At 72.0% G+C, this 16840-nt stretch carries 17 protein-coding genes; 8 read left to right on the forward strand and 9 right to left on the reverse strand.

What is annotated here, in order from left to right; translation table 11 throughout:
* Positions 1-23 precede the first annotated feature (23 nt).
* Entirely contained in the window at positions 24-1511 is a 1488-nt protein-coding gene (locus tag STRNI_RS17575) for an FAD-binding oxidoreductase (RefSeq protein ID WP_277411570.1), read from the reverse strand.
* 54 nt (positions 1512-1565) lie between these two features.
* On the opposite strand from STRNI_RS17575, the gene STRNI_RS17580 reads away from it, so the two are divergent.
* Positions 1566-2591, forward strand: a complete 1026-nt coding sequence (locus STRNI_RS17580; protein WP_277411571.1) for a helix-turn-helix transcriptional regulator — start codon at positions 1566-1568, stop codon at positions 2589-2591.
* 87 nt (positions 2592-2678) lie between these two features.
* On the forward strand, positions 2679-3797 hold the full coding sequence (serC, locus tag STRNI_RS17585) for a phosphoserine transaminase (RefSeq protein ID WP_018089662.1): 1119 nt from the start codon (positions 2679-2681) through the stop codon (positions 3795-3797).
* A gap of 78 nt (positions 3798-3875) precedes the next feature.
* On the opposite strand, the gene STRNI_RS17590 is transcribed toward serC, so the two are convergent.
* On the reverse strand, positions 3876-4748 hold the full coding sequence (locus tag STRNI_RS17590) for an ABC transporter permease (RefSeq protein ID WP_274737626.1): 873 nt from the start codon (positions 4746-4748) through the stop codon (positions 3876-3878).
* On the reverse strand, positions 4745-5752 hold the full coding sequence (locus STRNI_RS17595) for an ATP-binding cassette domain-containing protein (RefSeq protein ID WP_018089664.1): 1008 nt from the start codon (positions 5750-5752) through the stop codon (positions 4745-4747). The genes STRNI_RS17590 and STRNI_RS17595 overlap by 4 nt, the downstream gene beginning before the upstream one ends.
* Positions 5753-5892: 140 nt before the next feature.
* Between STRNI_RS17595 and STRNI_RS17600 the strand changes: the two genes are divergently transcribed.
* On the forward strand, positions 5893-6663 hold the full coding sequence (locus STRNI_RS17600) for a TetR/AcrR family transcriptional regulator (RefSeq protein ID WP_159486737.1): 771 nt from the start codon (positions 5893-5895) through the stop codon (positions 6661-6663).
* A gap of 22 nt (positions 6664-6685) precedes the next feature.
* Here the strand turns inward: STRNI_RS17600 and STRNI_RS17605 are convergent, their stop codons facing one another.
* A complete protein-coding gene (locus tag STRNI_RS17605; RefSeq protein WP_277411572.1) occupies positions 6686-7681 on the reverse strand; it encodes an esterase-like activity of phytase family protein in 996 nt (331 codons plus the stop codon).
* A gap of 143 nt (positions 7682-7824) precedes the next feature.
* On the opposite strand from STRNI_RS17605, the gene STRNI_RS17610 reads away from it, so the two are divergent.
* A complete protein-coding gene (locus STRNI_RS17610; protein ID WP_174876436.1) occupies positions 7825-8526 on the forward strand; it encodes a GDSL-type esterase/lipase family protein in 702 nt (233 codons plus the stop codon).
* An 18-nt stretch (positions 8527-8544) separates the two neighbouring features.
* Here STRNI_RS17610 and STRNI_RS17615 read toward each other — a convergent pair whose 3' ends face one another.
* Positions 8545-9132, reverse strand: coding sequence for a TetR/AcrR family transcriptional regulator (locus STRNI_RS17615; RefSeq protein ID WP_159486743.1), 588 nt, complete (start codon positions 9130-9132; stop codon positions 8545-8547).
* A 206-nt stretch (positions 9133-9338) separates the two neighbouring features.
* Between STRNI_RS17615 and STRNI_RS17620 the strand changes: the two genes are divergently transcribed.
* Positions 9339-10583 carry an MFS transporter gene (locus tag STRNI_RS17620; protein WP_277411573.1) on the forward strand — a complete coding sequence of 415 codons (1245 nt, stop codon included), beginning with the start codon at positions 9339-9341 and terminating at the stop codon, positions 10581-10583.
* A gap of 57 nt (positions 10584-10640) precedes the next feature.
* Positions 10641-11639 (forward strand): aldo/keto reductase, encoded by a 999-nt coding sequence (locus STRNI_RS17625; RefSeq protein ID WP_018089670.1) that lies wholly within the window; start codon positions 10641-10643, stop codon positions 11637-11639.
* 222 nt (positions 11640-11861) lie between these two features.
* On the opposite strand, the gene thpR is transcribed toward STRNI_RS17625, so the two are convergent.
* The 3 genes from thpR to STRNI_RS17640 form a co-directional block, all read right to left on the reverse strand.
* Positions 11862-12431 carry an RNA 2',3'-cyclic phosphodiesterase gene (gene thpR, locus STRNI_RS17630; RefSeq protein ID WP_159486749.1) on the reverse strand — a complete coding sequence of 190 codons (570 nt, stop codon included), beginning with the start codon at positions 12429-12431 and terminating at the stop codon, positions 11862-11864.
* An 85-nt stretch (positions 12432-12516) separates the two neighbouring features.
* Positions 12517-13989 (reverse strand): MFS transporter, encoded by a 1473-nt coding sequence (locus tag STRNI_RS17635; protein ID WP_018089672.1) that lies wholly within the window; start codon positions 13987-13989, stop codon positions 12517-12519.
* A 27-nt stretch (positions 13990-14016) separates the two neighbouring features.
* On the reverse strand, positions 14017-14481 hold the full coding sequence (locus STRNI_RS17640) for a MarR family winged helix-turn-helix transcriptional regulator (protein ID WP_018089673.1): 465 nt from the start codon (positions 14479-14481) through the stop codon (positions 14017-14019).
* 130 nt (positions 14482-14611) lie between these two features.
* On the opposite strand from STRNI_RS17640, the gene STRNI_RS17645 reads away from it, so the two are divergent.
* Entirely contained in the window at positions 14612-14803 is a 192-nt protein-coding gene (locus STRNI_RS17645; protein WP_026169636.1) for a ribbon-helix-helix protein, CopG family, read from the forward strand.
* Here STRNI_RS17645 and STRNI_RS17650 read toward each other — a convergent pair.
* Positions 14796-16268 carry an NCS2 family permease gene (locus STRNI_RS17650; RefSeq protein WP_159486753.1) on the reverse strand — a complete coding sequence of 491 codons (1473 nt, stop codon included), beginning with the start codon at positions 16266-16268 and terminating at the stop codon, positions 14796-14798. The genes STRNI_RS17645 and STRNI_RS17650 overlap by 8 nt on opposite strands.
* A 303-nt stretch (positions 16269-16571) precedes the next feature.
* Between STRNI_RS17650 and STRNI_RS17655 the strand changes: the two genes are divergently transcribed.
* Positions 16572-16829 carry a DUF2530 domain-containing protein gene (locus tag STRNI_RS17655; protein WP_018089676.1) on the forward strand — a complete coding sequence of 86 codons (258 nt, stop codon included), beginning with the start codon at positions 16572-16574 and terminating at the stop codon, positions 16827-16829.
* The last annotated feature ends 11 nt before the right edge of the window (positions 16830-16840 follow it).

Raw genomic sequence — 16840 nt, forward strand, 5'->3', positions numbered from 1 at the left:
CCGGAGTGCGTGGCGGCGGACCGTCAGCCGGAGAAGGTTGCGGCTGCCGGTGTCCGGTCCGCCGCGGCGGCGCCGGCGGGGTGGAAGCGGAAGACGTTCTCCGGGTCGTGGCGGGCCTTGAGTCCGGCCAGCCGGCGGTGCTCGTCGGTGCCGTGCACACTGCGCGCCACCTCCGCGGCGTCCGGCCGGTGCCCGTGCCCGCCGAAGAGGAAGTTCACGCTCCGGCCGAGCCGCCAGGGCGCGACGGCCGCCAGCGCCTCGGCGTGCAGCGCCCGTACGGTCGCCAGGGCGGGGTCGGACCCCTCGTTGCCTGGCCCGTCGCCCGCCGCGGCTCCCCTCAGCGGTGACAGCAGCCGCAGCGCATACCGGGCGTCCCGGTGGCCGACGGCGCCGGTCCCGGCGGACAGCGCACCGCCGAGATGGTTGAGCTGGACCACGGTCATCACCGGCGCGGACGGTCCGGTCAGCGCCGCCACCCGACGCAGCGCGGCCGCGTCCAGCCCGCTGAGCAGCGCGTTGTCCCCGTCGTAGGCATGCGGATCGCTCGGGTCCCGGTGAATGGTGTGCGACTCGGCGTACGGCATCTCTCGCAGGTCGTCGCTCACCCGTGGGCCCACCGCCCGTAGCGGGGCCACCAGCCGCTCGCCCTCCGCGGCGCTCCCCGTATAGGCGATCCGGATGTGCGCCAGGTAGCGGCCGCGCAGCGACCCGGGCAGCTGCGGGAGGTCCGGGTAGGCGATCAGGGCGAGCGACGAGGTCAGCGCGTCCGGCACGGTCTCGGTCCAGCGCAAATACGCCGCCAGCGCCTCGTCGATCTGCTCGGCGCCGAACACCAGCTGCCCGCCGTACAGCCGGGCCACCGGCACCAGCCCGAACTCCATCGCGGTCACCACCCCCAGGCCGTGGCCGCCGCCGAGCAGCGCCCGGAACAGCTCGGGATCGGTGTCCGCGGTGAGGTGCCGCAGCCTGCCGTCGGCGGTCACAAGGCCGACGGACCGCACCTGGTCGGCGGCGAAGCCGTACGTCCGGGCCAGCACCCCGACGCCGCCCCCGAGGGTGTACGAGATGACGCCGACGCCCGGGGAGGAGCCGTTGAGCGGGGCGAGTCCGTGCGGGGCCGCCGCCTCGACGACCTGTCCCCAGACGACGCCCGCCTCGACGTGCGCGGTGCCGGCCGCCGCGTCCACCCGCACCCCGGCCATCCGCCGGGTACTGATCAACAGCCCGCCGTCGGTGGCCGCGGACAGCCCGTGCCCGGTGGCCTGGACCGCGACCGGCAGCCCCTGATCGCGGGCGAAGCGCACCGCGGCGACGACGTCCTCGGCACCGCGCGCACCGACGATCACGGCGGGCCGGTGCTGACGGGCCAGCTGGAAGCCGGACCGCTCGGCGTCGTAGCCGTCGTCCCCGGGGACCAGGACCGGGCCCCGGACCCGGTCCACGAGGGCGGCGAGGGCGGCGGGGTCGAGTGGTGCGGGCGCGGACGGCAGAGCGAGGTCGTTGGTCTCCATGCCCCGCACTCTGGCGCGATAACTTGACACCCGTCGTCATATATAAAGGCGGCTGTGAAGTCGTCCCGTCTGCTCTCGATCGTGCTGCTGCTCCAGACCCGCGGCCGGGTGCCGGCGGCGGAGCTCGCCGAGCGGCTGGAGGTCTCCGCCCGGACCGTCTACCGCGATGTCGAGGCACTGTCGGCGGCCGGGGTGCCGGTCTACGCCGAACGCGGCCGGCACGGCGGGATCGCGCTGCTGCCCGGCTTCCGTACGGATGTCACGGGGATGACCACCGACGAGGCGCGGGCCCTGTTCATCCTGGCCGCGCAGGGTGCCCACAGCGCCCTCGGCCTGGACGACGCGCTGCGCTCGGCGCTGCGCAAGGTGATGGCGGCGCTGCCCGCCCCGCACCGGCCGGCCGCGGAGCTGGCCGGGCGCCGCATCCTGGTCGACCCGGACAAGTGGACGCCCCGCCCGTCGTCCGCCCCTTCGGCTGACGGGCCGTCCGGCGACGCCGCCGCCGCGCGCCCCGCGGTGGACCTCGATGTGCTGCACACGGCCGTCTTCACCGACCTCCGGCTCCGTATCCACTACCGCCACAGCGGCGAGACCCGGCTGCGGACGTACACCGTCGACCCGTACGGGCTGGTGGCCAAGGCCGGCACCTGGTACCTCGTCGCGGACCGGCGCGGCCGGCCGCAGCTCTTCCGGGCCGACCGGGTGGCATCCGCGACCCTCACCGACGTCCCGGTACGGCGCCGCGCGGGTGTGGAGCTCGCCGAGGTGTGGCAGCAGCTGCGGCGCCAAGTCGAGGACCGGCCCGCGGACGTATGGGTGACCGCCCGGATCCGCCGGGAACGGCTGGATCTGGCGGTGCGGATCCTCGGCGGGGCGCTGACCGGGCCGCCCCGTACGGGTGACGGCGACGAGGGCGGGGACTGGGCCACCCTCGATCTGGCGTACCCCGTCCTCCCCGCGGTCCGTCAGCTGCTCCAGTTCGGCGACTCCCTCGAAGTGCTCGCCCCGCCGGAGGCCCGCCGGGTGATGGCCGAGGCCGCCGCCGCCCTCACCGCCGTCTACGCAGGCGACACGCCCTAGACCCGGCCGTCCACCGTATGGGCGGCCCGCATCTCACCCGCTGGACGCGGCGCCGGAGCCCGCAGCGCGACGGATTAGGCTTCCCCCGTGGCTGATATCCAGATTCCCGCTGACATCAAGCCCGCCGACGGACGCTTCGGCGCGGGCCCCTCCAAGGTGCGTACGGAGGCGCTCGGCGCCCTCGCCGCCACCGGTAGCTCACTTCTCGGCACGTCCCACCGCCAGGCCCCGGTCAAGAACCTGGTCGGCAAGGTGCGCGACGGCGTACGCGACCTCTTCCAGCTCCCCGAGGGCTACGAGGTCGTCCTCGGCAACGGCGGCTCCACCGCCTTCTGGGACATCGCGACGCACGGCCTGATCGAGCGCAAGTCCCAGCACCTCAGCTTCGGTGAGTTCTCCTCGAAGTTCGCCAAGGCCGCCAAGCTGGCGCCGTGGCTGGAGGAGCCCACCGTCATCTCCGCCGACCCGGGCGACCACCCGCAGGCGCAGGCCGAACAGGGCGTGGACGTCTACGGCTTCACCCACAACGAGACCTCGACCGGTGTCGCCGCCCCCATCAAGCGGGTCGCGGGCGCCGACGAGGGCGCGCTGGTCCTGGTCGACGCCACCTCCGGCGCCGGCGGTCTGCCCGTGGACATCACCGAGACCGATGTCTACTACTTCGCCCCGCAGAAGTCCTTCGCCTCCGACGGCGGTCTGTGGCTGGCGGCCTTCTCCCCCGCCGCGCTGGAGCGCGCCCGCGCCATCCACGCGTCCGGCCGGCACATCCCGGAGTTCTTCTCGCTGCCCACGGCGATCGACAACTCGCTGAAGAACCAGACGTACAACACCCCGGCGCTGTCCACCCTCTTCCTGCTCAATGAGCAGCTGGAGTGGATCAACGGCCAGGGCGGTCTGGACTGGGCGGTCCGCCGCACCGCCGCCTCCTCGCGCACCCTCTACGGCTGGGCCGAGGACTCCAAGTACGCCACCCCGTTCGTCACCGACCCGGCCAAGCGCTCGCAGGTCATCGGCACGATCGACTTCGATGACAACATCGACGCCGCGGCCGTCGCCAAGGCCCTGCGCGCCAACGGCATCGTCGACACCGAGCCCTACCGCAAGCTCGGCCGCAACCAGCTGCGGATCGCGATGTTCCCGGCGATCGACCCGGCGGACGTCGAGGCCCTGACGGCCTGCATCGACCACGTCATCGGCAAGCTGTAACCGGCTGTCCGGCACCCTGCGCACAGGCCCCGGCGGGCGCCCGCCGGGGCCTGTGCGCTGTGTGCTTGCGGTCCGTGCTCAGCGGCTCAGCCGCCGGAAGCGCCGTACCGCCAGCGGCAGGAAGACCGCGGTGAGGACGGCCGGCCAGAGCACCGCCATCAGCACCGCATGCTGTTCGACCCAACTGCCGCCCGTGGTGGCCGGGTTGCCGAAGAGTTCACGGATGGCGCCGGCCGTCGAGGACACCGGGTTCCACATCGCGATCGTGCCCAGCCAGTCCGGCATCATCGACGGCGGGGTGAAGACGCTGGAGATCATGCCGAAGGGGAAGGCGACGGCGTAGAGGCCGCCGGCCGATTCCTGGTTGGGTGCCAGGAGGCCGAGGTAGACGCCGATCCAGGTGAGGGCGAAGCGCAGAAGCAGCAGCAGGCCGAAAGCGGCGAGGGTGGCGGCCGGGCTGCCGTGGGAGCGCCAGCCGACGACCACGGCGATCGCGGCCAGCACCACGAGATCGACGGTCGCGCCGATCACATCGGCGACCCCGCGCCCGCTGACCACGGCGGACGTCGCCATCGGCAGGGAGCGGAACCGGTCGGTGACCCCGTGGTCCCGGTCGACGACGACGGCCACCGCGGTGTTCATGAAGCCGAAGGAGATCGTCATCGCGAAGATGCCGGGCATCGCGAACGTCGAGTAGTCCACCCCGCCTCCGACGTTCATCGCGCTGCCGAAGACATAGACGAAGAGCACCACGGAGACGATCGGGAAGCCCAGCTGCCAGGCAATGATCACGGGCTGCCGGACGAGATGGGTCAGATCCCGGCGGACGATGGTCAGACAGTCGGCGAAGGCCCAGTAGAGACGGCGCACGGGGCCGTCGTCCGCACCGGCCGGCCTCCACGGGGCGGGGCCGTCGTCGTGCGGGATGTGCAGCACGGTGCCGGCGCTCATGCGGCCACCTCCTTCCCGGCCTCGGCCGTACCGCGTCCGGTGAGGCGCAGAAAGACCTCGTCGAGCGTGGGGCGGCGCAGCCCGATGTCCTCGACGCCGATGCCCTCGTCCTGGAGGGTGCGCGCAACCTCGGTCAGTGCGGCGACGCCTTCCGTCACCGGGGCGCCGACCCGCCGCTCCGCCTCGTCCGTCGTGGGCGCCACGCCGTTCGCGGCGACCCGCGCCACGGTCCGTACCGCGTGCGGGAGATCGGCCGGATCGCGCAGCACCACCTGGAGGCGCTCGCCGCCGATCTGCCGCTTCAGCTCGGCGGGCGTGCCGTCGGCGATCGTCCGCCCGTGTTCGATGACGGAGACCCGGTCGGCCAACTGGTCGGCCTCGTCGAGGTATTGGGTGGTCAGCAATACGGTGGTGCCGGTCGCGGTGAGCCCGCGGACCGACTCCCAGACCTCGTTGCGGCCGCGCGGGTCGAGGCCCGTGGTCGGCTCGTCCAGGAAGAGCACCTCGGGTGCGAGGATCAGGCTCGCGGCGAGGTCGAGGCGGCGGCGCATCCCGCCGCTGTAAGTGCGGGCCGATTTCCCGGCCGCGTCGCCCAGCCCGAACTGGTCCAGCAGCTCCGTGGCCCGCACCCGCGCCCGGCGGGCGCCCAGATGGAAGAGCTTGCCGAACATCTCCAGGTTCTGACGTCCGGTCAAGATGCCGTCCACGGCGGCATATTGACCCGCGAGTCCGATCCTGGCGCGCACCTGCTGCGGCGACCGCACCACCTCGTGCCCGGCGACCGTCGCCCGTCCGCCGTCCGGTCGCAACAGGGTGGCCAGGATGCGGACGACGGTGGTCTTGCCCGCCCCGTTCGGCCCGAGGAGGCCGTGCACCGTGCCGCGGTGGACGGTCAGGTCGAGGCCGTCCAGGGCCCGTTTGTCGCCGTACCGCTTCTCCAGACCCTCCGCGCGCACCGCCGCATCGGGCGGCGCCGGCGCCTTTCCGGCACCCGCCGTCGCCACCCCGCCCCTTGTTCCCCACGCATTCCCGCTCGTACTGCCGGCCATCGCCGCTCCCCTCCGGATCGAAAACTGGGTACACCGTACCCGATTGCGCGTACGCCGTACTCAGTTTTTGGGCGGCGGCATAGGATGGCCGCACGATGACGACGACAGAACACAGCGGCAGCGGCGATGTCTCGCGCAGCCTGGAGCTGCTCTGGGGCCTCGGCGAACGGCCCAGCCGCGGCCCCAAACCGGGCCTCACCCTCGACCGCATCGTCACCGCCGCGGTGGCGGTCGCCGATGCCGAAGGGCTCGGCGCGCTGTCCATGCGCCGGGTCGCCACCGACCTCGGCGTCGGCACCATGTCGCTCTACCGCTACGTCCCTGGCAAGGCCGAACTCCTCGACCTGATGCTCGACAAGGTCGCGGAGTTCGACGCCGACGCCCACCCCGACCCGGCCGCCGGCTGGCGCCCCGCGATGGAGGCCCTCGCCCGCGGCAGCCGGCAGCAATACGAACGGCACCCCTGGCTGCTCCAGGTCGACCAGGCCCGCCCGCTGCTCGGCCCCAACGCCCTGGACTCACTGGAGTACTCGGTGCGCGCCCTGGCCGGCACCGGCCTGACCGACCGCGAGAAGATCCACGTACTGGTGACCTTCGGCGGCTTCCTCACCGGCATCTCCCGCACCGAGCTCAACTCCGCCCTCGCCGAGCAGCGGACCGGCATCAGCAATGCGGACTTCTGGCAGTCACAGGAGCCGGTGCTGTCCCAGGTGATGCTGAGCGGCCGTTACCCCGCCCTCGCCGCCCTGGACGAGGACACGTTCGCCGGCGACAACAGCTCCGTCTTCGAGCTGGGCCTGGCCGCGCTCCTGGACGGCATCGCGGCACTCATCGCCACCCGCACCGCCCCGACGGACACACCGTGAGGTGACGAGGCGGGCCGGTCCCCTACCGCCGCCGCACCAGCCTGCGGAGCACGACGACCAGCCCCGTGGCCAGGGCGAGGACCATGGCCCCCTTGATGAAACCCGGGTCCAGGTCCGTGCCCGAACCCCCCTTCCCGCCCTGGCCGTTGGCGCCGTCACCGTTCGCCGGATCGTCCTTGGCCGCGTCCGGGAGCTGCTCGTCGCTCAGCCCGACCGGCTCGACGGCACTGCCGCCGCCCTCGGAGCCGTACATCAGGGTGCGGCCGTCCGCGGTGAAGGTGACCGATTCGCCCTGCTGCTGGACCGGTACGCCCACGCTGCCGAGGTCCTTCGGGCGGCCGTCCTGCCAGCGGTAGATCCGGGAACCGAAGTAGCTGCGCAGCACCAGACGGGTGCCGTCGGGGGAGAACGCGCCGTCGGTCACCCACAGATCGACCGGGGCGACCTTGCGGAAGGTGTTGCTGCCGGAGGCGGTGAGCTGCCGCGGGCCCTCGTAGAGGGCGCCACCGCCGCCCTGCTTCTTGCTGGCGAGATAGACCCGGCCGGTCTTGGGGTGCACCATCATCGCCTCGGCGTCCCGCGGCCCGTCGGCGTATTTCACCACGAACTGGGTGGCGGTGACGGTGGTGTCGCGCAGCCGCTTCGGCTCGGGGAAGCGGTAGATCCAGACGTGGTTCCAGCTGCCGCCGAGGTTGTCGCCGATGTCGCCGACGTAGAGGTCACCGTCCGGGCCGGCCGAGATCGCCTCGACATCGCGCGGCGCGCCGACACCGCGCAGCGTGATGCGGGCGACCGTACGGCCGGACTTGCCGTCGACGGCGTAGAGGTAGGGGCCGTCGTCACTGTCGTTGTGGGTCCAGTAGATCCCGGGGTGCGTGCGGCTGGCGGCCAGCCCGCTGGACTCGGTGATCCGGGGATCGCTGATGGTGAAGCCGTCGGGCTCGTCGGCGGCGGCGGGAACGACGGCCGCCGACCACAGGATTCCTGCGGCACCGGCCGCGCACAGAAGCGAACGCATGGGCACAGACTGCCATCCCGGGCCGCGGCGCGGGGGCTCGGTGGCCGCCCCGGCCCCGGCGCTCCGTGCCGGACGGGCGTGGCGTGTCCAGCGTCACGTACCGGCCGGTAAGGATTCTCGGCCATCATGTCCGGATGAGGATCATGTTCGTCGGTGACTCCATGACGATCGGCAGCACCGGCGATTTCACCTGGCGTTACCGCATGTGGCAGCACCTGAACGCGGCCTTCGACGGGCCGTACCGCATCGTCGGGCCGCGCCACACGCTCCATGAACCCACCGAGGGCACGGACACCTCATCCGCCTATGCCGACCCCGGCTTCCCCGCGGAGGCCCGCCGTCATCTCGCCGGCTGGGGCGAGGGCTGGCTGCACATGGCCCCGCTGATCGGTGACGCGGTGCGCCTCCACGAGGCCGACACCCTGCTGGTCTCGCTCGGCCTGATAGACCTCGGTTTCTATACGAACGCCGGGCAGACCGCGGAGAACGTACGGCGGTTCGTGGCAGCGGCACGGGAGGCGGCGCCGCACCTGCGGGCGGTGCTGATGCCGGTGATCCCCAATGTGCGGGCGGCGGCGGACGCCGCGTTCGGTGCGGAGTGCGCACGCTTCAACGAGCTGCTGGCCAAGGCCGTCGCCGATCTCTCCACCCCCGCCTCGCCGTTGCTGCTGGCCTCCGAACCGGCCGGGTGGGAGACCTGCCGTGCCACGTACGACGGAACCCATCCGTCGGAGTGGGGAGAGCACCTGCTGGCCGGGGCGTTCGCCGATGCGATGCACCAGGCGTGGGGCGTCGGCGGCCCGTACACCGCCGGCTCGCCGGCGGTGGCCGTCCCGTCCCCGTGAGGCCCCGGCCGGTGACGGTCAGGAGACGGCCGCCGCTGTCCAGGAGTCGGCCAGCGCACACAGCTCCGCCAGCGCGGCCTCGGTGCGCACGCGGTCACCGGTGACCAGGAAGTCGGTCTGCAGACCCGCGTAGGCACTGTTCAGGAAGGTGGCGTGGACCCGCGCCGCCTCGGGGGCGAGACCGCGGGCCTGCAGGGCGCCGGCGACGAACTCGGCACGGTCCGCGAGGAACTTGGGGACCCGGCCGCCGAGCCTGCCGGCCGCCGCCAACCCCTCGATCTCGTGGATGAGCCGGGTCGCGCCGAGGTTGCCGGGCTCCAGATGACGCCGCCAGGAATCCCGCACGATCGCGCCGATGCCCAGCGAGGCGTCGTCCCAGCCCTCGGTGGCCCGCAGCTGCCCGTGCTGGATCTCGTCCAGCCGCTCCAGTACGGCCGTCAGCAGATCGTCCTTGTCCGCGAAGTGGTGGGTGAGCACCCGTGTGCTGTGCCCGAGCGCCTGGGCCAGCGGGCGCAGGGAGAGGTTGGAGATCCCGGTCTCGGCGAGGTGGCCGATGGCCGCGTCGAGGATCTCGGTACGGCGGTGGGGGTCGCGGGGCCTGGCCATCGGTCGGACTCCTCGTGGTGCGGGGATCTCTGGGCGGTGCGGGGATCTTCTGGGCGGTGCGGCGATCTCGGGGACGTGCGGAATGCTCCGGGCCTGCGGGCCCACTGACGGCCCCTCTGAACAGACCCGTTGGCAGACCCTCTGGCAGACCCTTTGGTGGGACACCACCCACCCTAATTAGGGAAACGAGTGTTACGTTAATGGGTATGTTGACGACAGCCCCCTTACGAGGACGCCTCCCCGCCCCCTGGCTCTGCGCCCTCACCCTCTGCGCCTTCGCCCTCCAGACCGACGACTTCGTGATCGCCGGCGTACTGCCCGCACTCGCCCGGGGGCTGACGGTCAGCCAGGCCGCCGCCGGACAGCTCGTCACCGTCTTCTCCGTGGTCTGCGCGGTGGCCGCCCCGGTCGCCGCCGTCAGCACCGCCCGGCTCCCCCGCCGGGCACTGCTCACCGCCGCGCTGGCCCTCTTCTGCCTCGCCAACTTCGCGGTTCTCCTGACCAGTTCCTACGTCGCGCTGATGGCGCTCCGGGTACTGGCCGCGCTCGCCGCCGCCGTCGCCCTGCCCACCGCCCTCGCCGCGACCGCCCGGCTCGCACCGCCGGAACGACGGGGCCGCAGCCTCGCCACCGTCATGGCCGGGCTGACCGGCGCCATGGTCCTCGGGGTACCGGCCGGCACCTGGGCCGGGGCGGCGCTGGGCTGGCGGGCCACCTTCGCCCTGGGCGGGACGCTCGGGCTCGCGGCCCTGCTCCTCGTCCGCGGCACCCTCCCCGCGCTGCCGCCCGCCCCCGCCACACCGCTCGCCGCCCGTCTCCGCCCGCCGAACCGGCCCGCCGTCCTGTACGCCCTGCTCGCCGCGGCCGTCGCGGTGCTGGGCAATCTGCTGCTGCAGACCTACCTCGCGCCGTTCCTCCACGACCTGGCGGGCGTCACCCCCGGCACGCTCGGTGTGCTGCTGGCGCTCACCGGCGTCGCCGGCATCTCGGGCGCGCGGGCGGGCGGCACGCTGGTGGACCGCTGGGGCGCCGGGGCCGCCTTCGCCACGGCGGCGCTGGTGTTCGCCGCGGCCACGGCCGGGCTCGCCCTGTGCGGGGTGCGGCGGCCCGCCGCCCTCGCCCTCGTCGTCCCGCTGCTGTTCGTTTGGGCGGCCGCGGCATGGGCGATACCGCCCGCCGTACAGACCCGTGTGCTGACGCTGGCCGGCTCCGCGCACGGGCCGCAGGCGCTCGCGCTCACCAGCAGCGCGGTCTACGCCGGCGCCTCGCTGGGCGGCGCCCTCGGCGGCCGGCTGCTCGCCTCGTACGGACCCGGTGCCCTGCCGGTGGCGGCGGCCTGCTGCACCCCGGTCGCGCTGCTGCTCTTCGCCGCGGCCGGGCGCCGGAGGCCCCGCCCGGTCCCGCCGCGGCAAGGCACCCTCGCCTCCTCGGCGCGGCATCCGCAACGCTGACCGCCACCCCGAACGGTCCTTGCTTCGAGTGCACTTCAAGGCGTTGGCTGGGCAACCATGAAGTACACGCAGCTCGGACGCACCGGACTCAAGGTCAGCCGACTCGTCCTCGGGACGATGAACTTCGGGCCTCAGACGGACGAGGCCGACAGCCACACCATCATGGATGCGGCGCTCCACGCGGGCATCAACTTCTTCGACACCGCCAATGTCTACGGCTGGGGAGCCAACAAGGGCCGTACGGAGGAGATCCTCGGCTCCTGGTTCGCCAAGGACGGCGGCCGGCGGGACAAGACCGTGCTGGCCACCAAGCTCTACGCCAACATGGCAACCGACGACGGCAAGGTCTGGCCCAACCACGACAAGCTCTCCGCGCTCAACATCCGGCGGTCGGTGGACGCCAGCCTCAAACGGCTGGGCACCGACTACATCGACCTCTACCAGTTCCATCACGTCGACCGGGACACGCCCTGGGACGAGATCTGGCAGGCCATGGACGTGCTCGTCCAGCAGGGCAAGATCCTCTACGTCGGCTCGTCCAACCACGCCGGCTGGCACATCGCCCGCGCCAACGAGACCGCCGCCCGCCGCGGCTCGTACGGCCTGGTCAGCGAGCAGTGCCTCTACAACCTCGCCGAGCGCCGCGCCGAGATGGAGGTCATCCCGGCCGCCGAGGGCTACGGCCTGGGCGTCATCCCGTGGTCCCCGCTGCACGGCGGGCTGCTGGGCGGCGCCCTCCGCAAGGAGCGCGAGGGCGGCGCGGCCCGCTCGGGCGCCGGCCGCTCCGCCGACTCGCTCGCCAACTCCACGATCCGTGCCCAGATCCAGTCGTACGAGGATCTGCTCGACAAGCACGGTCTGGAGCCCGGTGAGGTGGCTCTGGCGTGGCTGCTCACCCGGCCCGGTGTCACCGGCCCGATCGTCGGCCCGCGCACCGCGGACCAGCTCGCCTCCGCGCTGCGGGCCGTCGAACTGACCCTCCCGGACGAGCTTCTCGCCGCACTCGACGAGATCTTCCCCGGCCCCGGACCGAGCCCGGAGGCCTTCGCCTGGTGAGGGGGCCGAGGGCCCGGCGGACGGTTCCGGCCGTCCGCCGGGCGCTCGGCGGAGGCGGCCGCGGCGGCCGTCAGCGCAGAGCCGCCGCCACGATCACGACGACGAGCAGCACGGCGAGCAGACCGGACATGATCCGGTTACGGGTTTTGGGATCCACCCTCTGAGCGTAACCGGGACGGATCCGAACGTTTCAGCGGGCCGGGACCACGCGGCCGCCGGGCCTCAGTGGCCCAGTGGCCAGGACCCCACCGTTTCGTACCGGGGCTGCTTGCCCGCCACGCCGGGGACCGGGGGGTGGCTGCACACCAGGGCGAGGTCACCGACCGTCCAGGAGGTGCCGGCGAAGTCCTTGAGGGCGCTCGCGTACGGGCGGAGGTCCAGGTTGGGGATGCGGTTCCTGGCGAGGGTGAGGTGGGGGGTGTACGGGCGGTGCTCCTCGTCCATGGCGAGGCCGGCCCGGCGGGCCGCCGCGGAGGCCGCGTCGGCCAGGATGCGCATGGCGGGGCGGTCGCCGTCGGCCCCGGCCCACACCACCCGGTCCGAGAAGCGGCCGCCGCCGGCGATCCGCAGCTCATAGGGGTCGCGGCGGTGGGCGGCGCGCGCCAGCCGCTCGGACAGCTCGGGGACGGTCTCCTCGGGCACCTCGCCGTAGAAGGCGAGGGTGAAGTGCCAGCTGTCCCGGCCGGTCCAGCGCAGCCGGCCGGCGGCCGGGAGCTTCTTCAACTGCGCCACCTCGGCGGCCAGTTCCTCGATCGCGGGAGCGGGGGGCAGGACGGCGGCGAAGAGTCTCATGCGGCCAGTGTGGCGCAGCGCACCGGCCGTCCGGCGGACACGAGGTGCTCCGGCCCGGCCCCGCGGGACCGGGCCGAGGAGCGCGCTACGCCGCCGGCGCCATCTTCTGCTCCTTCTCCTGCCCCGGCCCCTGTTCTTGCTCCTGCCCCTGCTCCGCGGACGGATCGGGGGCGGGGCCCCGGGGCACGAAGACGAGGTGCTGATGCCCGCGGCGCAGGTCGATCTTGAGGCGCAGACCGCCCACCCTCGCGAGGATCAGGCCGATGAGGACGGCGGCCGCCAGGGAGACCGCACCGCCCGCCATGAAGCCGATCCGCGGGCCGAAGCTGTCGGTGATCCAGCCGACCAGCGGTGCGCCGAGCGGGGTGCCGCCCACGAAGACCATCATGAACAGGCTCATCACCCGGCCGCGCATCAGCGGATCGGTGGCCATCTGGACGCTCGAATTGGCCGTGACGTTGATCGTCAGGCCGACCGTGCCGATCAGCACCAGCAGCGCCGCGAAGACCCAGAACGACGGGGCGAGCGCGGCCGCGATCTCCAGGACGCCGAAGAGCATCGCCGCGCCCACCAGCAGCCGCAGCCGGGAGCTGGCGCGGCGGGCCGCGAGCAGCGCGCCGATCAGCGAACCGGCCGCCATCAGCCCGTTGAACAGCGAGTACGTCCCCGCGCCCTGGTGATAGACGTGGTGGACGAACGCGGTCAGCCAGATCGGGAAGTTGAAGCCGAAGGTGCCGATGAAACCGACCAGGACGATGGGCCAGAGCAGGTCGGGGCGGCCCGAGACATACCTCAGGCCCTCCCGCAGCTGACCCTTGCTGCGCGGGACGCGGTCGACCTTGTGGAGTTCGGCGGTGCGCATCATCAGCAGGCCCGTGAGCGGGGCGATGAACGAGAGACCGTTGAGCAGGAAGGCCCAGCCGCTGCCGAAGGCGGTGATCAGGACACCGGCGACGGCGGGCCCGATCAGCCGCGCGGACTGGAAGTTGGCGGAGTTCAGGCTGACCGCGTTGCGCAGCTCGTCCTGGCCGACCATTTCGGAGACGAAGGCCTGCCGGGAGGGGTTGTCGAGGACGGTGACCAGGCCGAGGACGAAGGCGACGAGGTAGACGTGCCAGACCTGCACCTGCCCGCTCAGCGTGAGCGCGGCGAGGGCCAGGCCGGTGAGGCCCATGGCGGACTGGGTGAAGAGCAGCAGCTTGCGCTTGGCGAAGCGGTCGGCGATGACACCGCCGTAGAGCCCGAAGAGCAGCATCGGAAGGAACTGCAGCGCGGTGGTGATGCCGACCGCGGTGGACGAGCCGGTGAGGCTGAGCACCAGCCAGTCCTGGGCGATGCGCTGCATCCAGGTGCCCGTGTTGGACACCATCTGGCCGGTGGCGAAGAGGCGGTAGTTGCGTATTCGCAGAGAACTGAACGTGCCCTTGCGCGGTGTGGCGGCGGGGCCTGCGGCGACACCCGGGGCGGTGCCCGGAGTGGTCGCGGTCGCGTCGTCGGAAACCGTGTCTTCGTGGGAGTTCGGTGCGGGGGCGGAGTGTGCTCCGGATCCCGTACTCAAAGTGGGTTCGCCTCCTCGGCCTCGGTTCTACAGCTGTGCGAGCTTCTCCAGCACGGGCGCGGCGGCCCGCACCTTCGCCCACTCGTCCTCGTCCAGCCCGGAGGCCAGCTCGGCGAGCCAGGCGTTGCGCTTACGGCGGCTCTCTTCGAGCATCGCCTCGGCCTGCTCGGTCTGCGTGACGACCTTCTGGCGGCGGTCGTCGGGGTGCGGTTCGAGCCGGACCAGTCCCTTGGCCTCCAGCATGGCCACGATGCGGGTCATCGACGGCGGCTGCACATGCTCCTTGCGGGCCAGCTCGCCGGGGGTGGCATGGCCGCACCGGGCGAGGGTGCCGAGCACCGACATCTCGGTGGGGCTCAGCGATTCGTCGACCCGCTGGTGCTTGAGTCGGCGCGACAGGCGCATCACGGCGGACCGCAGAGCGTTCACCGCGGCCGCGTCGTCGGGGGGCACCTCCGGCCCGTCGGGCTGGAGGGAGGACAGTTCCGGCATGGTCTTTAGCATAACTCATTACCCTTTCTAAGGAAAGCCAAGGGGCGCCTTCCGTCCCGGGTCACCCATATGAGTGAGGACGCGGCCGAAAGTGACGCGCCTGACCGCGTACGGACGGGACCGTGTCCGGATGGGATCGCAAGTGCTCAGCCTGCGTGTGGACGGGGAGCTGCTGGAGCGCATTCGGCAGCACGCAGCAAAACGCGGAATGAGCGTCCAGGACTATGTGGTCCGGACGCTCATTCGCGAGGATTTCGACGAGCGGTTCAAGTCCTCCGTCGACGAGACGGAGAAGCTGGGAGTCCGCTGGCCGGCTACTTGACCCCGAGTGCCTGCTCGATCGGGTCGAGCAGGAAGTAGACCAGGAAGCAGAAGCCGACCGCGTTCAGCAGCCAGGGGATCTCCTTGACCCGGCCGGTCGCCGCGCGCAGCAGGATGAAGGCCAGGACGCCGATCCCGATGCCGTTGGTGATGCTGTAGGTGAACGGCATCGAGATGATCGTCAGGAACGCCGGGATGCCGATGGTGGGGTCGCCCCAGTCGATGTCCCGCACGTTCGAGGCCATGATCAGGAAGCCGACGACCACCAGCGCGGGCGTCGCGGCCTGCGAGGGGACGACGGTCGCCAGCGGCGTGAAGATCAGCGCGAGCAGGAAGAGACCGCCGGTCATCAGGTTCGCGAGGCCGGTACGGGCGCCCTCGCCGACACCGGCGGTGGACTCCACGAAGCAGGTGTTGGCGGAGGCGGAGCCGAAGCCGCCGCCCGCGACCGCGATGCCGTCGACCATCAGGATGCGGCCCATGCCCGGCAGCTGGCCGGTCTCGTTGTCCAGCAGACCGGCCTCCTCGCCGACGCCGATGATGGTGCCCATCGCGTCGAAGAAGCCGGAGAGCAGCACGGTGAAGACGAACAGGCAGCCGGTCAGCAGGCCGACTTCCTGGAAGCCGCCGAAGAGGCTGATCTGACCGATCAGCCCGAAGTCCGGGGTGTCGATGATCTTTTCCGGAACGTTGGGGACCGCCAGGCCCCAGGACGCGTCCGGGATCTCGACGAGGGCGTTGATGACGACCGCGACGACGGCCATCGAGACCATGCCGATCAGGATCGCGCCCCTGACCTTGCGCACGATCAGGACGAACATCAGCGCCAGCCCGATGACGAAGACCAGCACCGGCCAGCCCTTGAGCTGTCCGCCCTGCCCCAGGCCCATCGGAACGGTGGTGTGCGCGGCGTCCGGGTTACGGGTCACGAAGCCCGCGTCGACCAGGCCGATCAGCGAGATGAACATGCCGATGCCGATGGCGATGGCCCGCCGCAGCCCGTTGGGGATCGCGTCCATCACCCGCTGCCGCAGACCCGAGGCGACCAGGAGCATCAGCACCAGACCCGCGAGCACGACCATGCCCATCGCGTCCGGCCAGCTCATCTTGGGGGCGAGCTGCAGCGACACCACGGCGTTGATACCGAGGCCGGCGGCGATGGCGATCGGGACATTGCCGATGAGGCCCATCAGGACCGTGCTCAGTCCGGCCATCAGCGCGGTGGCGGTGACCAGCTGGGCGTTGTCGAGCTGATGGCCGAACTTATCCACTCCGGCGCCGAGAATGATCGGGTTCAGCACGATGATGTAGGCCATCGCGAAGAACGTCGCCAGACCGCCGCGCAGTTCGCGGCTGACCGTCGACCCCCGCTCGGAGATCTTGAAGAAGCGGTCGAAGCCGTTCTTGGGAGGCTTCGGACCTGGGTCGTTGAGGGTGTCGACCGGCGTGGTGGCCGAGGGGGACATGCGGGGACCTCAGTCGGACGGGCCTGGGCAGGCGCGGGGGCCCGAGGGCCCGGAACATGTACAGAAGGAGAAAGAACTGGATCAGGTTGGAGGAAGAGACGATCCAAACCAGCCGTATCCAGAAAGGTTCAGTATGAATAAACAATGCGTTGATCGCTATCTCCGCGCGTAGACCCTTGGGGCACATGGCCCTGGGCTTTTGGCCCACGCCCGCCCCACGCCCGCCCCACCCCGCTCCCGGCCACCGGCCGCTGCCCACCGCCGCCCGCGGAGCGCTCATCCGGCCCCCGTAAGCTGAGCACCATGTGGAAGAAGTCCGAACTGCGCGAGGCCCCGGCGCCTCTCGAGGGCCCCGTCGTCGGCACGATCACCGGCGGCACCATCATCTGGTTCGTGCTCTTCCTCGGCCAGCTCCCCTTCTACGGCTGGTTCGCCGACAACGGCCACTCCTGGTGGGTGTGGACCTGCCTGGCCGGCGGCGGCCTGGGCCTGGTGGGCATCTGGTACGTCCGCGGACGCGATGCCGCCCTCAAGCGGGCCGCGGCGGCCGACCGCTCCTGAACACCGCGGCG

Source organism: Streptomyces nigrescens, assembly GCF_027626975.1.
Lineage (GTDB): Bacteria > Actinomycetota > Actinomycetes > Streptomycetales > Streptomycetaceae > Streptomyces > Streptomyces nigrescens.